Source organism: Sporosarcina ureae (genome assembly GCF_002101375.1).
In the GTDB taxonomy this organism is placed as follows: Bacteria; Bacillota; Bacilli; order Bacillales_A; family Planococcaceae; genus Sporosarcina; species Sporosarcina ureae_B.
In genome coordinates this window covers 743,688-762,839 of record NZ_CP015207.1, presented here as the reverse complement: position 1 = coordinate 762,839, position 19,152 = coordinate 743,688, and the positions used below count along the sequence as shown (strand labels likewise).

Sequence of the window (19,152 nt, the reverse complement as noted above, 5' to 3'; positions counted from 1 at the left end):
TGTGTTCATGAGTTGGATTTCATATGTTATATTCTTCGCAGTAATCGCGCTGACGCTCTACATTACATATTGGGCGGCAAAGCAAACGACTACGGCAAGTGATTTTTATACTGCTGGTGGTTCATTAACAGGCTGGCAAAATGGTATGGCAATTGCTGGTGACTACTTATCCGCAGCATCTTTCCTAGGTATCGCAGGTGCGATTTCACTTAACGGATTTGATGGCTTCTACTACAGTATTGGTTGGTTAACGGCTTATCTCGTGGTGTTATTCTTAATTGCTGAACCACTACGTAACTTAGGTAAGTTTACGATGGCAGATATGATCGGTGCTCGTTTCGGCGCTAAGAAAGTGCGTGGAGCAGCAGCGTTGAACACAATTACTATCGTAATGTTCTATATGCTTGCACAATTAGTTGGTGCGGGTGCTCTTATTAAATTATTATTCGGCATCGAGTATTGGATGGCAGTTCTAATCGTTGGAACGATGATGTTAATCTACGTTCTATTCGGCGGAATGACTGCGACAAGCTGGGTACAAATCGTCAAGGCTATTCTTTTGATGTTAGGTACAATCATTATTTCCTTCTTGGTTCTTATGAAGTTTAACTTCAATTTCATCGGTATGTTCGAGACAATGAAAACTGCTACTCCACATGGTGAAGCATTCCTTCACTCAGGGGTTGTTTATACAGACACAATTGGACTTATTTCAGTATTAATCGCATTAGTTTTAGGTACTGCTGGACTTCCACACATCTTAATGCGTTTCTTCACGGTTAAAGATGCGAAAACAGCACGTTCTTCCGTTATTTATTCTGTATGGATTATTGGTATCTTCTATGTATTGACGATCTTCCTTGGATTTGGTGCAGCTAAATTCGTTGGATCAGACGCAATCATCGCAGAAAATGCCGCTGGGAACATGGCAGCACCGATGCTTGCTGGAGTTCTTGGAGGAGACGCACTTGAATCCTTCGTTGCAGCTGTTGCTTTCGCGACAATCCTAGCAGTTGTTGCAGGTCTTGTACTTTCAGGTGCTTCTGCAATTGCTCACGATATTTACGGACAAATCTTCAAAAATGGTAATGTAACTGAGAAACAACAAGTTGCAGCAGCTCGTTGGGCTTCTATCGCAATTGGTGTTGCTTCTATCCTTCTTGCACTTGGTTCTGAAAAGTTGAACGTTGCGTTCTTAGTATCACTGGCATTCTGTGTTGCTGCATCCGCAAACGTACCCACTATTCTGTTAACGATTTATTGGAAGAAGTTCAATACGACAGGTGCTGTTGCTTCTATGTTGACAGGATTAATCGTTGCACTAGTTCTGGTTGCAATCAGCCCATCAGTAATGAACCCAGTTGAAGGAGCTACTTTGATCACTGGTAATCCGATCTTCCCATATGCTAACCCGGCTATCGTATCTGTACCTGCAGGATTCCTTGCTGCATTCATTGGTACACTTGTTAGCTCTAAGCGTCATGAGAAAGATGAAGTTTCTTATGCAGAAGTTCGTTTCAAAGCGGAAACTGGCTACAAAGAGCTTGATCTATAATAATTACTTGCTATTCAACTAATGGTTCCCTCTTCTACAAGCACGACAGAAGAGGGAGCCATTTTTTGTTGAAAGGATATTGAATGTAAATATATAGGTACTGATGATATATAGATTTGAATAATATGAAGTGAGATCTCGTAATGGTCAATACGAATAGGAGGTTTTGAAATGCTGAAGATGGTAAAAGATCAGGAATGGTACGATAAAATTCATCAAAATCCGTTATTTATAAACACATCAGAAAAGGAATTTGATCAGTTATTGATTGAATGTAAGCTGAAAATGTATGAAGAAGCGGAGAAATCTAACTATTTCAAAACACCCCAAGAAGGTTTACTCATCGTGTTGAAAGGATCCGCAGAAGTTCAAATAGAAGGACAAGACGGCAGTTCAGTAACATTAGAATTCATTCAAGAAAATGAAGTTATTGGCTTTTCCAATTTTGCTTACTACTTAGGGGAAATGGCCCGACCGCTTGATAAACATCATATTGATATGGTCGTTGCTGAAGGCTCCGTTTGTCTCCAAGTTCCATATGAAGTAATTAAACATCGAATGGACGATCAAAATGTACGAGATTATGTCTTGCGTAAAATGTCGATTCGTTTGGCGAATGTCTATACCTCATTAGGGGAACAAGTCCGTTTGGCTGATGAATATGGTGAGAGTGAACCGTATGTCCGTCGTGTACAGGATTTCATGAGCAGTCCAGTCGTGACAATTCACGCGGAAGCAGAAACGAGAGAAGTAGCGGAGTTGATGATTAAACACTCCATCAGTTCTATTATTGTTACAGATCAGTCGGGTAAATTGCTTGGAATCGTAACGGAAAAAGATCTAGTCGAACGAGTGATAGCGGAAGGAGGTTCTGCGATCGGACTGAAAGCGAAAGATATCATGACGAAAAATCCGCATACGGTTAAGGTTACCGATTATTATTACGAGGCCTTGACGAAATTTTATAAACATGGAATCAAGCATTTGCCAGTAGTCAAAGCAGGGCAGCCTGTAGGAATTGTGACTTTTGCCACGTTGATGACGAAACGCGATCGTAATTCCATGAATATCTTAAAAACCATAGAAGAAGCTTCTTTCGAAAATTTGCCTGTCGTTAAAGCGGCAATTTACGATGTGTTGTCCAATTTAATTCAGGATGAAATTTCAACCATTCATACATTGGAAATCATTACGAAGTTCTATGATCGTCTAGCGAAGCATTGCGTTATGCTGGCCGTACAGTCACTTGAAGATCAAGGGAAAGGGGCGCCACCTGTTGCGTTTGCCTGGTACCAGATGGGCAGTGGCGCACGTGGTGAACAGTTTATGCTAACTGATCAGGATCATTTCCTTGTCTATGAAGATGTGTCGAGAGAGGAATCCGAGCAAGTAGAGAACTATTTCGAACTTCTTGGCAACGAAATTGTCGTTCATCTTGAACAAGCGGGCTATACTAGATGTATCGGATTCATGATGGCTAGTGAATCGCAGTGGCGCGGCACTATGGCAATTTGGCACGAACGTATTCGCCAATGGGCGCTGCGGTCTACGCCTGAACAAATCTTGCTCGGATATAACTTCCTGTCATTCCGATTTCTCTACGGTGAAACTGCTGTCAATGATCGCTTTATCCTAATGGTACAAGATTTGTTGAGGAAATCAGCTACATTTATTTACTATATGGCACAACAGGAAAAAGAGAAACCAATACCACAATTGCAACAAAACTTTTTGAACATTTTCAGGGGACGCAGTAAAGCGGATGTGATCGATATTAAGAAACATGCTCTATTCCCACTTCATCATTGTTTGCAAATTTTAGGGGTCAGTAATGGGATCATCAATGCAACACCTCTCGAGATTATTTCAGCTTTGCAAAAAAAGAGAAAAATCACGAAAGACTTTGCGGAAGAAGTTCGCCATGCATATGAAATATCTTTGAGTATTAGAATTTCCATGTCGTGGGAGAAACATTTACGGGGTGAGAAAATTTCTACAGAAATCGACTTGCGCAAACTGAGAAGATGGGAATTAAATGAATTACGTACAACGCTAGATACGGTCAGAGCACTTCAATCACATTTATTATCAAAACTTTAAGAAAGTGTAAATCAAGGTCCCTGTAAAAAATTCGTGCATATTGTACTATAGAAGTAGGGGGCGAAATCATGTTTTGGAAAAAGAAAAAATTAACATATGAATTGCAACAATCGATTCAGCTAAATACGCCGCTGCAAGAAATGAATTTCACCGTGTTTGATACAGAGACTACTGGTTTTGCAATTGGTGCAGACGATCGAATGATTGAGATAGGTGCCGTACAAGTTGAAGGATTTAAAGTTACGGATCATGTATTTCAAACATTTGTGAATCCATCAAGAGATATTCCTCCTGTCATCAGCAAGCTAACCACTATACAGCAGTCACAAGTCGACTATGCACCTATGGCTCTTCCAGCTATCGAAGAATATTTTGCCTTTATAGAAAAACATAAAAGTGCAGGCTGGGTTGGGCACCATGTCAATTTCGATGAAATGGTGATTAAGAAAGAATTAAGCCGTCAGAAATGTACATTTCAAACCCCTACATCATTCGATACGATGCATTTGATTAATTACTTGGATCCTACGGGTGAGCAACAGGACTTGGAAGACTATGCGCGTCTATTCGGCACAGAAGTATTTGAACGACATCGTGCATTAGGCGATGCGTTGACAACGGCACATGTATTTACAGCGTTATTAAGGAAGCTCGATCGTCAAGGTGTAAAAACACTGGCAGATTTACTGCGTATTAAAAATGGTGGAGCACAAAAATTTGTTTCTCAAACGTAAATTCAGTTACCGGGTTCGTCATTCAATGAAACGTGAGTGGCGGGCTCATTTGGTTGTTGTGGTATAGTAGAAATTACAAAGTGGAACAATGGGTGGAGGACGTGGAGATATGAATAAACGTCAAGCGATTTTATTGATCATCATTATTCTAGCTATTGCAGTGTATTGCTGGATATTGTTTTTTGAGTTGCCGAATAAGACTGTGGAAAACGCAACGACATACATAGGGTCATTCAATAGTTACATTGTATAGAAAGGGAGCAGATACATTTGGATATAATTATCATTACAGGTGCATCAAAAGGAATCGGTCAACAATTACTCAGCCAATTTAAAGAAACCGGAGCAACGGTGTATGGTTTGGCGCGGACGAATCCAGATCAGCTACATACGATGTATGAAGTAGATCTCTTAGACTGTGAGAAAGCGACTGCTATCCTCGGAGGAATAGTGGGTCAACATCTTGATGAAGCTAGTTCTTTCACATTGATCAATAACGCGGGTATAGTGGATCCGATTAGTTTGGTAGGTTCATTGGATACTGAAAAAGTAGAGCAGGCAATTAAAGTGAATTTAACGACACCGATTCAATTAATGAATACATTTATCGATTCGTTGAAAGAGTTCAAAGGAACGAAAAAGATCATGAATATCTCTTCCGGAGCAGGCCGCAGTGCGTATGAAGGCTGGGGAATTTATTGTACGACGAAAGCTGGACTTGATCAGTTTTCACGTGTCATTGCACTGGAGCAAAAGATGGCAGACTATCCAACCGGAATTGTTTCCATCGCACCAGGAATTATCGATACGGGGATGCAAGAGGCGATTCGTTCATCATCTGAAGAACAGTTTCCCCATTTGAAAAAGTTCGAGGCTTATAAGAGGGAAGGTCAGTTAAGCTCAGCCGTTGAAGTAGCAGAAAAACTTGTGCGGTTTGTGAACGAAATGGACTTCTTGGAAATAGATCCTATTGCAGATATTCGTAAATTTGATTGAGTAAAAACCCGTTGCCACATTTTGTGTGGCGACGGGTTTTATGATTCTCCGGCTTCTAACTTCCGCACTTCCGTAAAATCTTTCATTTTCTCGAGTGCAAGTAGAAATGGAGGGTTTCTTCTTTGATTTAGCAATTCATAGCGGACGGCATGCACGTCACCTTGGTGTAAAGTCGAAACATAGTCAAGCAATGCATCACGTTCTTCACTGCCACCTTCATGTCCGTCATAGACAGTAATTGTAATGATTCCGGATTTTTTCAGCAAACTTAGCAATGCCTCGATTGCTGCAATCGTAGAGGATGGAGTCGTGATGATACTAGGATCTTCGCTGTATGGTAAATACCCTAAGTTGAACATAGCACCGCTGATCTCACCCTGTACGTATTGATGAACATTCGCATGGCTATCATGAATGAGTGTAGCGCGATTAGCTAGCTCACCAAGATGTCGCTCCGTTATTTCAAGTGCTTGCTGTTGAATATCAAATGCGAAAACTCGTCCTTCGTCACCAACTAAGTTAGCTAAGAAAAGTGTGTCATTGCCATTCCCGGCGGTCGCATCGACGACTGTATCTCCAGGCTGCACGCGTTCAGTAATTAGCCGTTTCGCAATCGGCAGTACGCGGTGCAGTAATATGTTTGTCACATTATTTCACCTCTTGCAGATGTTTTTTTCCTTGCCAGCTATTGCGTCTTTCCAGTTCTTCATCAATTCCATTCAGTACTTCCCATTTCGTGACGCTCCACATCGGTCCGATTAATAAATCGATTGGGCCGTCACCTGTGATGCGATGCACGATCATTTCGGGAGGCATGATTTCTAGTTGATCGACTACTAAATTGATGTAGGCTTCTTTCGTTAAAAATTCCAGTTTGCCTTTTTCGTATTGTTTTACCATAGGTGTCCCTTTTAATAAATGCAATAGATGAATTTTGATGCCTTGTACATCAAGCTTGGCAACTGCTTGTGCGGTTTCCATCATCATTTCTTCTGTTTCACCAGGTAAGCCGTTGATGATATGGCTACAAATATTAATATTATGCTTACGTAACTTGTCGACACCTTCTTGATAGCATTGGAAATCATGTGCACGGTTGACGAGTTTTGCAGTTGATTCATGTACAGTCTGCAAGCCCAGTTCTACCCATAGATAGGTGCGTTCATTGAGTTCAGCCAAATACTCTACGACGTCGTCAGGCAGGCAGTCAGGACGCGTAGCGATGGATAATGCCACAACGCCTTCTTGTGCCAACGCCGCTTCGAACTTTTCTTTTAGAACGGGAAGAGGCGCGTGTGTATTCGTGTAGGCTTGGAAATAGGCCATGTATTTCGCATCTTTCCATTTACGCTGGGATCGTTCTTTAATTTCAGCGAACTGGACTTCAATTGCATCTACGCGATCTCCTGCAAAATCACCTGATCCTGCCACGCTACAAAACGTACAGCCACCATGTGCGACAGTACCGTCACGATTCGGGCAGTCAAACCCTGCGTCAAGCGCAACTTTCGCGATTTTACAACCGAATGTATCCTTCAAATGTCTTGACCATGTATGGTATCGTTTCCCTTCACTTGGAAACGGAAGATTGATTTCATTCATTATGTACAGCTCCTTTACATCAGACATTGTACCACGGAATATACAGTGATATCACTCACCAAACCGCAGGAACTACTTAGTATACGACAAAAAGCAACAGAGAAGGCTTGTATTCAGCTTGCGTTTCGGGTAAACTGAAGAAAATAATGAAGGCCATGATGAGGAATAGTACTTCTTACGCTACTTTTTAGAGAGCAGACGGTTAGTGCAAGTCTGTATTAGTGAGGAACGAACTCACCTTTGAGCCTGTATTGGTGAATACTTGTAACTAATACCGTACTCCGCGTTAAGGATTCAAGTTGGATGGCGTAGTCCGTCAATTTGGGTGGTACCGCGGGAAACTATATAGACTCTCGTCCCTTTATCGAGGGACGGGAGTCTTTTTTTATCTGTACGCACCAATACAAGAATAGAAATCGAATCATATTGGAGGAGTTTTTGACATGAGTTATAAACACACGCAAATTGAAGAGAAATGGCAAAAGTATTGGAAAGATCACGATACATACAAAATGATTGATGATCCATCCAAGCCTAAATTTTATGCACTGGATATGTTTCCCTATCCGTCAGGCGCGGGTCTGCACGTTGGACATCCGCTTGGCTATATCGCAACAGATATTTTAAGTGCATTTAAACGTAAACAAGGATATAACGTATTGCATCCAATGGGCTGGGATGCGTTCGGATTGCCTGCTGAGCAGTATGCGATTGATACAGGAAATGATCCAGCTGAATTCACTGCGAAGAACATCGCCACATTCAAACGCCAAATGCAAGATCTTGGATTTTCTTATGATTGGTCTCGTGAAATCAATACAACGGATCCAAGCTATTATAAATGGACGCAGTGGATTTTCATTCAACTATATAAACGTGGTCTTGCGTATATTGACGAAGTAGCTGTCAACTGGTGCCCGGCACTAGGAACGGTACTGGCGAATGAAGAAGTCATCGACGGATTATCTGAGCGTGGAAATCACCCCGTAGAACGTCGTCCGATGCGCCAATGGGTATTGCGTATTACGGAATACGCAGATCGTCTTTTAGAAGACTTGGATGAGTTGGATTGGCCTGAAAGTCTAAAAGATATGCAGCGTAACTGGATTGGTCGTTCTGAAGGTGCTCAATTAAAGTTTGAAATTGCGGACACTGAGCATTCATTCGAAGCGTTCACTACACGTCCCGATACGATTTTTGGTGCGACGTATGCCGTGTTGGCTCCTGAACATAAATTAGTTAGCGCGATCACTACGGATGCGCAGCGTGAAGCGGTAGAGAATTATATTGAGTCAGTAAAATCAAAAAGTGATCTTGAGCGTACAGATTTGGCAAAAGACAAATCGGGCGTATTTACTGGAGCCTATGCTATCAATCCTGCGAGCGGTACAAAAATGCCGATCTGGATCGCGGATTACGTATTGGCTACTTATGGTACAGGTGCGATCATGGCAGTTCCTGCACATGATGAACGCGACTATGAGTTTGCGAAGAAATTCGATTTGCCGATTGTGGAAGTGGTTGCAGGCGGAAACATTGAAGAAGAAGCGTATGCAGGCGAAGGCGAGCACGTCAACTCGGACTTCCTAAATGGTTTAGGGAAAGAAGAAGCTATTTCTAAGTCCATTGAATGGTTCGAAGAAAATGGTACGGGCGAACGCAAAATCACATATCGTCTGCGCGATTGGTTATTCTCCCGTCAACGTTATTGGGGCGAGCCGATTCCTGTCATTCATTGGGAAGATGGCACGATGACGACTGTCGATGAATCGGAATTACCGTTGATGTTGCCGGTAACCGACAATATCAAACCGAGCGGAACAGGTGAATCACCACTTGCCAATATTACGGAGTGGGTCAATGTCGTCGATCCGAAAACTGGCATGAAAGGTCGTCGTGAAACGAACACAATGCCACAATGGGCAGGAAGCTGCTGGTATTACTTGCGTTATATCGATCCGAATAATGAAGACATGATAATCGATCCGAAATTAGCTGAGCGTTGGTTGCCAGTTGATATCTACGTAGGGGGAGCGGAGCACGCAGTTCTGCATTTATTGTATGCTCGTTTCTGGCATAAAGTATTGTACGATATCGGTGTTGTCCAAACGAAAGAGCCGTTCCAAAAGCTCTTCAACCAAGGGATGATTTTAGGTGAAGGACATGTGAAAATGTCCAAGTCGTTAGGTAACGTCATCAATCCGGATGATATCGTTCATTCACACGGTGCAGACACATTGCGTATTTATGAAATGTTCATGGGACCACTTGATGCATCGAAAGAATGGTCTACAAATGGTCTAGACGGATCTCGTCGTTTCCTTGATCGCATTTGGCGTCTACTCGTCAATGAAGACGATACATTGACAGATAAATTGACGGATGAAACAGGCGGACCTCTAGAGAAAGTCTATAATCAGACAGTCAAAAAAGTGACCGAAGATTACGAAGGCATGCGCAATAACACTGCGATTTCTCAATTGATGGTCTTCATCAATGAAAGCTATAAAGCGGAGAAATTGCCAAAAGCATATATTGAAGGATTCCTTTTATTAATTTCACCTATCACGCCTCACTTGGCTGAAGAGTTGTGGTCGAAACTAGGTCACACGGACACGATTGCCTATGCGCAGTGGCCGACATTTGATGAAACAAAATTATCGGATGACACAGTGGAAGTGGCGGTACAGATCAACGGTAAGATTCGTGCGAAAATCACTGTAGCGAAAGATAGCTCGAAAGAAGAGTTAGAGCAAGTGGCTTTGGCAAATGAAGACGTGAAGCAGTGGATGGAAGGTAAGGAATTAAAGAAGATCATTGCGATTCCTGGACGCCTTGTCAATATTGTAGCGGGTTAATGAAATGCAGAAAGCCGGTTGGAGATTTTTCTCCGACCGGCTTTTTCGTTTTATTCCATGCGTTTTGCGATCAACATGTTGGATTATGTGCTCTATTGTGTGGGTTCAGCGCTCAATGTGGCGCGCTAACCGCTCTATGGGACGGGGTAAGCGCTCTAAGCGTTGCGCTAACCGCTCTATGGGACGAGGTAAGCGCTCTAAGCGGTGCGTTAACCGCTCTATGGGACGGGGTAAGCGCTCAAAGCGACACGCTAACCGCTCTATGGGATGGGGTAAGCGATCTAAGCGGTGCGCTAACCGCTCTATGGGACGGAGTAAGCGCTCAATGCGGCACGTTAACCGCTCTATGGGACGGGGTAAGCGCTCTAAGCGGCGCGCTAACCGCTCTATGGGACGGGGTAAGCGCTCTAAGCGTTGCGCTAACCGCTCTATGGGACGAGGTAAGCGCTCAATGCGGCACGCTAACCGCTCAATCGCACGTGTCAACCGCTCTATACGATTATTCCGTTCGGCTCAATAATCCCGCATTCATTCCCGCCAGACGTCCTGTCACAAGAGCAGCAGTAATATTATAGCCGCCCGTATATCCGTGGATATCTAAAATTTCTCCACAGAAGAATAATCCTATTTTTTTACGTGAAGCCATCGTCTTTGGTTCTACTTCTTTTACAGAAACACCGCCGCCCGTAACGAAAGCCTTCTCGATCGGTTGCGTACCTGTAATGTGTACAGGGAATGTCTTAAGGAGCTTTGCGAGTGTACGTATAGCCTCACGCTTAATATCTAGGCCGATTTCGGTTTCCTCGATTTCTGCTTTCTTCAATAAAAATAGCAACCATCGTTCAGGCACGAGACCTTTTAATGAAGTTTTCACTTGCTTTTTGTGTTCGTCTTTTAAAATGTTTGCGATGGTTTGTGTCAATTGTTCTTCATGTTGATCAGGTATTGAATCAATTTGCAGCAAGACGGGCTGTTTGCCGTTCTTCATCTGCTCTTTGACAACATATTGGCTGCAACGTAAAATCGCAGGGCCACTTAATCCGAAATGGGTGAAGAGCATGTCCATTTGATGGGTAACAAGCGTTTTCCCTTTTTTATTTACTACAGACACTTTCACGTCACGTAACGCAAGACCTTGTAAATCTTTTGAGACAATAAATGGTTCGCGTGACAGCAACGGAACTTCGGTCGGGTACAATGTCGTTACGGTGTGGCCCGCTCGTTCAGCCCAGGGGTATCCATCACCAGTGCTGCCTGTTTGTGGAACGGCTTTGCCGCCAACTGCAACGACTACTGCATGAGCGCGTATTTCTTCACCGTCTTCTAACCGAACGCCGAGAACCTTTTCGTCATCCATAATTAATTTCTGTACTCGGCTTTCCAATCGTATGTCCACGCCTAGTTCATCCATCTGATTCAATAGGGCGTTTACGACGTCTTTAGACTTATTTGAAACGGGAAACATCCGCCCGTGATCTTCTTCTTTTAACGGAACGCCAAGACCTTCGAAGTAGTGGATGATATCCTGGTTGTTAAAGACGGAGAATGGTCCATATAAAAACTTCCCGTTTCCCGGGATATGTTTAATAATTTCTTCTTGTGATAGTCGATTTGTGACGTTGCAGCGACCACCGCCTGAAATGGCTAGTTTGTTGCCGAGTTTCCGTCCTTTCTCAATCAATAAAACCCGTTTTTTTTGTTCGGCGGCTGCAATGGAGGCCATTAAACCTGAAGGTCCGCCACCAATTACGATAACATCATACATTGTAGAACCACTCTTTCATTTCATTTTGTCTTTCATTATACACTATATGGGCTTGGTTGCTTTTTGATTTGGACTGTAGATAAAGATTGTGCAAAAGCGTGTCGAGGGGTAAACTATACAAGAATCTCTTTAGGAATGGAAGGAATCAATTATGGCATCAAATTTATTGAAAGGCACGGCCATTTTAACGATTGGCTTATTTTTATCGAAGGCACTCGGCTTACTCTATGTAATTCCGTTTTATGCAATCGTTGGAGAAAAGAGTGTCGGTCTCTATCAATATGCATACATACCTTATAATCTAGCGCTAGCAGTAGCAGTATCTGGGGCTCCGCTGGCAATATCGAAATTCGTCTCGAAGTATAATGCACTAGGCGATTATGCGACCGGCAGGAAATTAATGAAATCGGGTATGCTTGTCATGTCGATTACGGGCTTCCTATCATTTCTTGCATTGTTTTTACTTGCGAATCCTATTGCGCAACTTGTCATTAAAAGTGATGAACAGATTTTCACCGTACAGGATATCACAACCGTTATCCGATGGGTTAGCTTTGCGCTGCTTGCTGTTCCGTTACTCAGTATTGGACGCGGTTTTTTACAAGGCTATCAAAAGTTCGAACCGACTTCTGTTTCCCAATTAATTGAACAGATTGTACGAATTGTTGTTGTGCTCGTTGGAGCTTTCCTAGTCGTCAACGTACTGGATTTATCACCAAAAATCGCTGTGCAGTTTGCAGTGTTTGCTGCATTTATCGGAGCGCTCGCTGGTTTATGGAGTCTCTACTATTACTGGAAAAGATATCAGGATGAATTTGATTATTTATTATCAAATAGTCCGCCAGCGAGTTCGGTGTCGTTGAAACAAATTTATACGGAAGTGCTCGCGTACGTATTGCCATTTGTATTGGTCGGTACGATTAATCCGATTTATCAATTTGTCGACATGATCACATTCAACGGCGCTATGAAATCAATCGGACTTTCAAGTGTTTCCGATTTATATTTAACAAAACTGAACTTTTTAACACATAAGATCGTGATGATTCCCGTGATGGTCGCGACAGGGTTTTCTATGGCGCTCATCTCGATTATCACGAAAGATTATACGTCTAACAATGAAAAGGGCATCACACGTTCACTCGATCAAACGTATCAGATCATGCTGTTCTTAACGATTCCAATGGTCATTGGGTTAATGGTCTTAAGCAGTGAAGTCTATCAATTCTTATATGCGTATGATGTGGCAGGAGCGAGTGTTTTAGCATCCTATGCACCGGTAGCGATTCTATTTGCGATGTTCACCGTAACGGCTGCCATCTTGCAAGGAATTGATCATCATAAATGGATCGTCTTCACTTCATTGCTCGGGTTGCTAGTGAAAATGCTGATCAACATTCCACTCATTAAAATGTTTGAAGTGAACGGCGCAATTATAGCCACCGCAATTGGCTACTCGGTAGCGGTGTGTATCAACTTATTCGTCATCAAAAAAGCATTGAATTATAAATCTGAAATGGTTATCAGACGCTTGTTTTTGATATTGGCTTTCAACGCAGTGATGTTTGCTGGCGTTTGGCTGACGAATAAAGGATTAAACATGGTACACATTCCAGTAGGACGTTGGCAAGCTTTGTTGTATGTCATGATTGGATCAGGCGTCGGAATGGTGATTTATGGATTCTTGGCTATCAAATCAGGACTTGCACAACAATTATTTGGAGATCGTCTAACACGTATTATGAGACGCTTTGGACTTGGAGGATAATCAATGAGACTCGATAAATTATTATCAAATACAGGTTATGGTTCACGTAAAGAAGTTCGACAACTGTTGAAAAAAGGAATGATTCGGGTCAATGGGGCAGTGATGAAAGATCCTGCCCAGCACGTGGATCCAAATTCAGACGCGATTTCATTGCTCGGTGAAGAAGTCGTCTATAGAGAATTCATCTACTTGATGATGCATAAACCGCCTGGCGTCTTATCTGCGACAGAAGACAACCGGGATCAAACAGTCGTGGATTTGCTTGGAAATGAAGAACGCCATTTTGAGCCGTTTCCCGTAGGTCGTTTGGATAAGGATACAGAAGGGTTATTGCTGCTGACGAATGACGGGAAGCTTGCACATAATTTATTATCACCGAAGAAAGAAGTGCCGAAAACGTATTATGCGAGAGTGGCTGGAATGGTAACGGAAGAAGATACCGAAGCTTTTGCGCGTGGAGTGATTTTAGACGATGCTTATGAAACGAAGCCAGGCATTCTCCACATATTGCATGCTGCTGAAGAGTCGGAGATTGAACTGACGATTACAGAAGGCAAGTTTCATCAAGTGAAGCGGATGTTTGAAGCGGTAGGGAAAAAAGTGGTGTATTTGAAGCGTTTAACCATGGGGCCGCTTGAATTAGATCCGGATTTAGAACTAGGGAAATACCGTGAGCTAACAGAAGCGGAATTGCTGCAATTAAAAGAGCTAGATCGTTCCAAGCAAAAAGGCTGATGCAAAAGCGTCAGCCTTTTTTGCGTTGTAAATGTGTATATAGGAGGCTAAATCAGGAAGATAATTTCACTTTCTTGGAAGTCGTCGTCCATTCGCCGCGGACTGAGCTCTTAATCAATTCATTGTACTCGAGAACGTTTAAGTCACGTTGAGCAGTGCGGGGTGAAATATTGAATTCATCCGCCACGGCCTCCGTTGTTACTTTTCCGTTATCTCGAATGAACAGATAGACATCTTTGATACGAATTAACATGCGATCGGTAGCTGGGTTCATCTAAGAAACCACTCCTTCATCTTCATATTTTCACGCCAACCTTGCAAAAGAAGACTGTTGGGGTATTCTTTGACATTATCTTTCCTGATCTGCTCCTTATGGTTACGCTATGCCAGAATAGTAAGTGAATGATTCTGACAATAGTAGTATAACGTATTTTACGTAAAAGCGCACATGTTTTCGCTTATACTTTTGAATAAATTAGAATACATAGATTACTAGTTACCGAGTTAGCGTTAGTTTGTAGACAACTAGAAAAAGGGTATTCACTCTTTTAAGGTCTAATTGATTTTATTCGATAAACATGTGAAAATAGAAAAAGAAGAAACTGGCGGTAATTTGGCTTGAGGTTTCATATAAGAAGGGTGGCGGTTGTGTGATCTATTTCAAAGATGGGGAATTCCTAACAGAAGATAAAATGAATGTATCCGTGAATGATCGTGGTTATGTATTTGGTGATGGGGTCTATGAAGTCATTAAAGTATATGATGGCGCATTGTATACAGCGAAAGAGCATTTAGAGAGATTACTTGAGAGTGCAGAAAAAATACGTGTGGGCCTGTCGTATACAATCGATGAGCTACTCGAGATCGTACAGAAGCTACAGTCTGATAATCAAATATCTGTTGGACATATTTATATACAAGTCACACGCGGTGTTGCGCCACGTGCACATCATTTCCCAGAAAACAGTGTGCCAGTCATGATTGGCTATGCCGTAGAAAATGCACGTCCTATGCAATTTCTTCAACAAGGTGCTGCTATGAAGTCTGTTGAAGATATGCGCTGGCTTCGCTGCGATATAAAAAGTTTAAATCTGCTTGGTAATGTCATGGCGAAACAAGAGGCGTTTGATCATGGATGTCAAGAGGCACTGTTTGTACGAGACGGATTGGTGCGTGAAGGCTCATCCTCCAATGCATTCGGTATAAAAGATGGTATCCTTTATACACATCCTGCCAATCATTTCATTCTTAATGGAATTACTCGTCGTGTCGTATTACAGATAGCGGAAAATTTAGCTATTCCGGTGAAAGAAGAAGCATTTACACTACCGCAAGCGTTAGAAATGGATGAGTTTTTCTATACGTCTACAAATGCTGAAATCACACCGGTTGTGACGATTGATCAACAACCTATCGGACAAGGAGTTCCAGGACCGTTGACGAGAAAGTTACAAGTAGCATTTGAGGCGCAAATTCCTAAGTTAGTCGTGTCTGGTAATCATAAGGAAAGAGAATCAAATGGCCCAGCTAGTTAAACTTGCGGATTATATTTCTCGGTACGAGAATGACTTAGCTCGCTATCCGACACAATTCATCCGCCTGAAACGTTATCAATGGAAACGTATTAAAAATCAATGGGAGCACGGTGTTGATTTATATGCGGAGCAAGCGGCTACTTTATCGGAAGATGTGCAACAGAGTTCAAAGTGGTATACGCTGTTATTCAAGAAATGGCGTAAACAAACAGATGGGGAATTGACCCATGAACTTGCTGTTTCAGAAGAAAGGGTAGAAGATCGTGAGAATGATATGGATTTTCAGGCTTCGATTTCGAGTCAGCCTTCAAATGTTGAACAGTTAAAAAAAGCCTATCGTGATCAATTGTTTCAATTCCAATTAAAATGGGCAAGTTCCACATTGCATGACCGATCCCGCGTAGATCCGAAGTATTACTCTGATCCCTTGTTGAAGCAACTGACACTGCGTTTACCTGATAGCTTCTTGTTGCTTTATTATCCGATCGTCAAAGTCAATAAAGCACCTGTCGAGTTGGATATCATCTTGTTAGCTCCTACTACATGCTATTGCATCACGGTGCTCGAAGATGAAAGAATGGCTGCGTACATAGGTAGTGGCGAAAAGTTTTGGCTGAAGAAGTTCGGTGAAGAGGAAGTGAAAGTGCTGAATCCAACGATAGCGCTCAGTAGAATGGAGAAAGTGGTTTCATCATTCTTCAGAGCGGCGAAAGTGGAAATACCAATCAAGAAGCTAATTGTTTCCAGAAATGGCTATATTGATTATCCGGGCACTCCATTTGAAGTGACAACCATTGATCGCAAAACATATGAACAATGGCTGACAAGGTTATGCAGTAATCCGAGTCCCATGAAACATACGCAATTTAAAGCTGCACAAGCACTATTGGATCATGCACAAACTACAGCGATGAGTCGATTGTTTGATGCGGAAGAAGTAGTGGAAGAGCAATAGAATAGAAATTACTGAAAAAGAGAGAGTGTACTGATTATGCGTTTACGAAATAAGCCTTGGGCTAAAGATTTTATGGCAGAACATCCGGATGTTTTGATTTTGGATCCGGAAGGCAAAAAAGGTCGTTGGACTGAAGAGTTCGGAAACGATGCGCCAATCCATATTGAAGTGGGTACAGGGAAAGGTCAGTTTGTCATTGGAATGGCATTGGCGAATCCAGAGGTTAACTATATTGGCATCGAACATTTCGATAATGTAATCGTATCCGCGTTAGAGAAAGCAATTGAAGCGGAAAAGCCTGCTAATCTTCGTTTGATGCGTGTCAATGGAGAAGAGTTGGAGTCCATTTTTGCGGATTCAGAAATTAATCGTGTGTACTTAAACTTTTCTGATCCATGGCCAAAAGATCGCCATGAAAAGCGTCGTTTGACACATCCAAACTTTTTAGCGAAATATGAAGGTGTTTTGACGACGAATGGAGAAATTCACTTTAAGACAGATAATCGTTCGCTGTTTGAATATTCTCTTGTCTCCATGACGGACTATGGTATGAAATTACGATCCGTTTCACTCGATTTACACGCAAACATGCCTGAAGATAATGTGTTAACCGAGTACGAAGAGAAGTTTTCGAGTAAAGGTCAGCCGATTTATCGTCTGGAAGCACAATTTCAAAGCTAATTCTACTAGGTAAGATGTAGAAAACTGTTGGACGTTGTACTTTTCTGCTGAAGCTTGAGAGCTCAGTGGAAAAGTACAATGTCTATATAACAGTTACTAAAGGAATGTAGGGAGGAATTATTTTGGATCAACTAACTTTTCATGATATGAAACTAACGTGGTTAGACGGTGGCGTAAACTTTTTGGACGGCGGTGCGATGTTCGGTGTCGTTCCGAAAGCGCTATGGTCAAGACGCTATGAAGCAGATGAAAACAATTTGATTGAACTACGAACAGATCCAATCCTCATTCAATATCAAAGTAAAAATTATTTGATTGATTCCGGTATCGGAAAAGGTAAATTGAACGACAAGCAAAAGCGTAACCTTGGTGTACGTACTGAAACGCGTGTGGAGGAAAGTTTAAAAGAACTTGGCATGACGCCCGACGATATCGATGTCGTGTTAATGTCCCATCTTCATAATGACCACGCGGCCGGTTTGACGCAGTGGGAAAATGATCAGCTAGTGTCTGTATTTAAGAATGCCAAGATCTATACTTCGCAAGTTGAGTGGGATGAAATGAGAGAACCCAATATTCGCTCGCGCAATACGTATTGGAAAGAAAACTGGGAGCCGATTCAAGACCAAGTGGCGACGTTTGAAGAGGAGATTGAAGTCGTACCAGGGATTAAGATGATTCACACGGGTGGCCATAGTGATGGGCATTGTGTAATTAAGCTCGAGCAGGGCGGCGAGACGTTAATTCATATGGCGGATATTATGCCGACGCATGCGCATTCGAATCCTTTGTGGGTACTTGCTTATGACGATTATCCAATGGACTCGATTTATGCAAAAGAGCGCTTGATGAAGGAAGCGCTTCCAAATGAGTATGGGTTTATTTTCTACCATGATGCGGTGTATCGTATGGCGAAGTTTAGTGAAGATGGCAAGACGATTGTAGATAGCTTGCCTTGTACTCGGTGAGGGATTAAGTTCGAGTTCAAGTGATTTAGTGAGGGGAGTGGGAGTGCGCAGTTGATCGACGTTCCAGGCGGACGCTTTCCCGAGGGCGTGGCTTGAGCTTCCTCGTGCGCTTCGCTTCTGCGGGATCTCAAGGCGCACGCTGATCCTCCGGGAGTCGCCGCCTTCCTCTTACGATCAACTGGTGTTGTGTTCTTGAGCTGGAAACCTTATGCAATGTTAAACATTAAGTGCTAGAGACAGATCCCTTTTACGAGGGGTTTGTCTTTTTCTGTATGGAGAAGTACATTTTAAAAGATAGTTACGTAAAATCTTAAGCCGGACGCTTTTAAAATTCATTTAAACAAAAAAAGAGACTACCCAAGAAGTAGATACTACTCGGATAGCCTCTTTACGTCTATTTACTTACTGATTATTGACGAACTAGCTCTACGACAGTGCCTGTTTTCGCATCTGCTGCGAATTCGAATTGCTCGAGTTTGCCGTCTTTCATGCGTGAAACGCCACCACGGTATACGTCCATTGAAATTACGTGATTTGTGTAAGGTTCTGGTTTCATCACGATCCACGAACCGTCGATTGGTCCTTCTTCTTTAAATGCATCTTTTACTTTTTTCAATACGTTGTCAGCAGGTACTTCCTCATTGTAACGATTAAATGCCTCATTCACTACTACGCCTGCAGCAACTCCGGTTAAGATTCCAGCTAAAAAGTCTTTTACTTTCATGTCTAATTGCAGCCTCCTTCGCAAATCTTTTCTTATAGTGTAACATAGTTTAAAAGTGCATGGCGATTCAAAAGTGTTTTCAAATTTGTAAATCGGTAGAATATGGCACTATTGTGTAAAGCAAATGCTTAACCTAATTAGTATTCATCTGTTTGGTATGTGGATATACTACACAT

General features: G+C 42.3%; 17 protein-coding genes and 1 other annotated feature. Of the genes, 12 read left to right on the top strand and 5 right to left on the bottom strand.

Annotated features, from left to right (window positions below; translation table 11 throughout):
* The first annotated feature begins 7 nt into the window (after positions 1-7).
* The 5 genes from SporoP8_RS03660 (at position 8) to SporoP8_RS03645 (ending at position 5,385) form a co-directional block, all read left to right on the top strand.
* Positions 8-1,555 (top strand): solute symporter family protein, encoded by a 1,548-nt coding sequence (locus SporoP8_RS03660; protein WP_085131279.1) that lies wholly within the window; start codon positions 8-10, stop codon positions 1,553-1,555.
* 171 nt (positions 1,556-1,726) lie between these two features.
* Complete coding sequence (locus SporoP8_RS03655) at positions 1,727-3,655, top strand: DUF294 nucleotidyltransferase-like domain-containing protein (protein WP_085131278.1); 1,929 nt, start codon at positions 1,727-1,729, stop codon at positions 3,653-3,655.
* A gap of 68 nt (positions 3,656-3,723) precedes the next feature.
* Positions 3,724-4,389, top strand: coding sequence for a 3'-5' exonuclease (locus SporoP8_RS03650; RefSeq protein WP_085131277.1), 666 nt, complete (start codon positions 3,724-3,726; stop codon positions 4,387-4,389).
* A 109-nt stretch (positions 4,390-4,498) separates the two neighbouring features.
* Positions 4,499-4,642 (top strand): hypothetical protein, encoded by a 144-nt coding sequence (locus tag SporoP8_RS16455; protein WP_157111219.1) that lies wholly within the window; start codon positions 4,499-4,501, stop codon positions 4,640-4,642.
* A gap of 17 nt (positions 4,643-4,659) precedes the next feature.
* Complete coding sequence (locus SporoP8_RS03645) at positions 4,660-5,385, top strand: SDR family NAD(P)-dependent oxidoreductase (RefSeq protein ID WP_085131276.1); 726 nt, start codon at positions 4,660-4,662, stop codon at positions 5,383-5,385.
* Between the two features lie 38 nt (positions 5,386-5,423).
* Here SporoP8_RS03645 and SporoP8_RS03640 read toward each other — a convergent pair whose 3' ends face one another.
* On the bottom strand, positions 5,424-6,023 hold the full coding sequence (locus SporoP8_RS03640) for a tRNA 5-(aminomethyl)-2-thiouridylate-methyltransferase MnmM (protein ID WP_085133544.1): 600 nt from the start codon (positions 6,021-6,023) through the stop codon (positions 5,424-5,426).
* A gap of 10 nt (positions 6,024-6,033) precedes the next feature.
* Positions 6,034-6,987: a tRNA modification radical SAM protein MnmL/YtqA gene (locus tag SporoP8_RS03635; RefSeq protein WP_085131275.1), complete on the bottom strand. Its 954-nt coding sequence runs from the start codon at positions 6,985-6,987 to the stop codon at positions 6,034-6,036.
* Between the two features lie 146 nt (positions 6,988-7,133).
* Positions 7,134-7,351, top strand: a binding site (T-box leader).
* A 79-nt stretch (positions 7,352-7,430) separates the two neighbouring features.
* Here SporoP8_RS03635 and leuS point away from each other — a divergent pair.
* On the top strand, positions 7,431-9,845 hold the full coding sequence (gene leuS, locus SporoP8_RS03630; protein ID WP_085131274.1) for a leucine--tRNA ligase: 2,415 nt from the start codon (positions 7,431-7,433) through the stop codon (positions 9,843-9,845).
* A 499-nt stretch (positions 9,846-10,344) separates the two neighbouring features.
* Here leuS and SporoP8_RS03625 read toward each other — a convergent pair whose 3' ends face one another.
* Complete coding sequence (locus tag SporoP8_RS03625) at positions 10,345-11,610, bottom strand: BaiN/RdsA family NAD(P)/FAD-dependent oxidoreductase (protein WP_085131273.1); 1,266 nt, start codon at positions 11,608-11,610, stop codon at positions 10,345-10,347.
* Positions 11,611-11,761: 151 nt separating this feature from the next.
* Here SporoP8_RS03625 and SporoP8_RS03620 point away from each other — a divergent pair, with 151 nt between their 5' ends.
* On the top strand, positions 11,762-13,378 hold the full coding sequence (locus SporoP8_RS03620) for a putative polysaccharide biosynthesis protein (RefSeq protein WP_085131272.1): 1,617 nt from the start codon (positions 11,762-11,764) through the stop codon (positions 13,376-13,378).
* A 3-nt stretch (positions 13,379-13,381) separates the two neighbouring features.
* Positions 13,382-14,113 carry a pseudouridine synthase gene (locus SporoP8_RS03615; RefSeq protein WP_085131271.1) on the top strand — a complete coding sequence of 244 codons (732 nt, stop codon included), beginning with the start codon at positions 13,382-13,384 and terminating at the stop codon, positions 14,111-14,113.
* A gap of 52 nt (positions 14,114-14,165) precedes the next feature.
* On the opposite strand, the gene SporoP8_RS03610 is transcribed toward SporoP8_RS03615, so the two are convergent.
* Positions 14,166-14,387 carry a DeoR family transcriptional regulator gene (locus SporoP8_RS03610; protein WP_085131270.1) on the bottom strand — a complete coding sequence of 74 codons (222 nt, stop codon included), beginning with the start codon at positions 14,385-14,387 and terminating at the stop codon, positions 14,166-14,168.
* A gap of 418 nt (positions 14,388-14,805) precedes the next feature.
* On the opposite strand from SporoP8_RS03610, the gene dat reads away from it, so the two are divergent.
* From dat to SporoP8_RS03590, 4 genes are all read left to right on the top strand, one after another.
* Positions 14,806-15,648, top strand: a complete 843-nt coding sequence (gene dat, locus SporoP8_RS03605) for a D-amino-acid transaminase (RefSeq protein WP_232319245.1) — start codon at positions 14,806-14,808, stop codon at positions 15,646-15,648.
* Entirely contained in the window at positions 15,632-16,603 is a 972-nt protein-coding gene (locus tag SporoP8_RS03600) for a nuclease-related domain-containing protein (RefSeq protein ID WP_085131268.1), read from the top strand. Before dat ends, SporoP8_RS03600 begins: the two co-directional genes overlap by 17 nt.
* 36 nt (positions 16,604-16,639) lie before the next feature.
* A complete protein-coding gene (gene trmB / locus SporoP8_RS03595; RefSeq protein ID WP_085131267.1) occupies positions 16,640-17,284 on the top strand; it encodes a tRNA (guanosine(46)-N7)-methyltransferase TrmB in 645 nt (214 codons plus the stop codon).
* Positions 17,285-17,406: 122 nt separating this feature from the next.
* Complete coding sequence (locus SporoP8_RS03590; RefSeq protein ID WP_085131266.1) at positions 17,407-18,252, top strand: YtnP family quorum-quenching lactonase; 846 nt, start codon at positions 17,407-17,409, stop codon at positions 18,250-18,252.
* 409 nt (positions 18,253-18,661) lie between these two features.
* Here SporoP8_RS03590 and SporoP8_RS03585 read toward each other — a convergent pair whose 3' ends face one another.
* On the bottom strand, positions 18,662-18,976 hold the full coding sequence (locus SporoP8_RS03585) for a peptidase M4 (protein ID WP_085131265.1): 315 nt from the start codon (positions 18,974-18,976) through the stop codon (positions 18,662-18,664).
* Positions 18,977-19,152 lie beyond the last annotated feature (176 nt).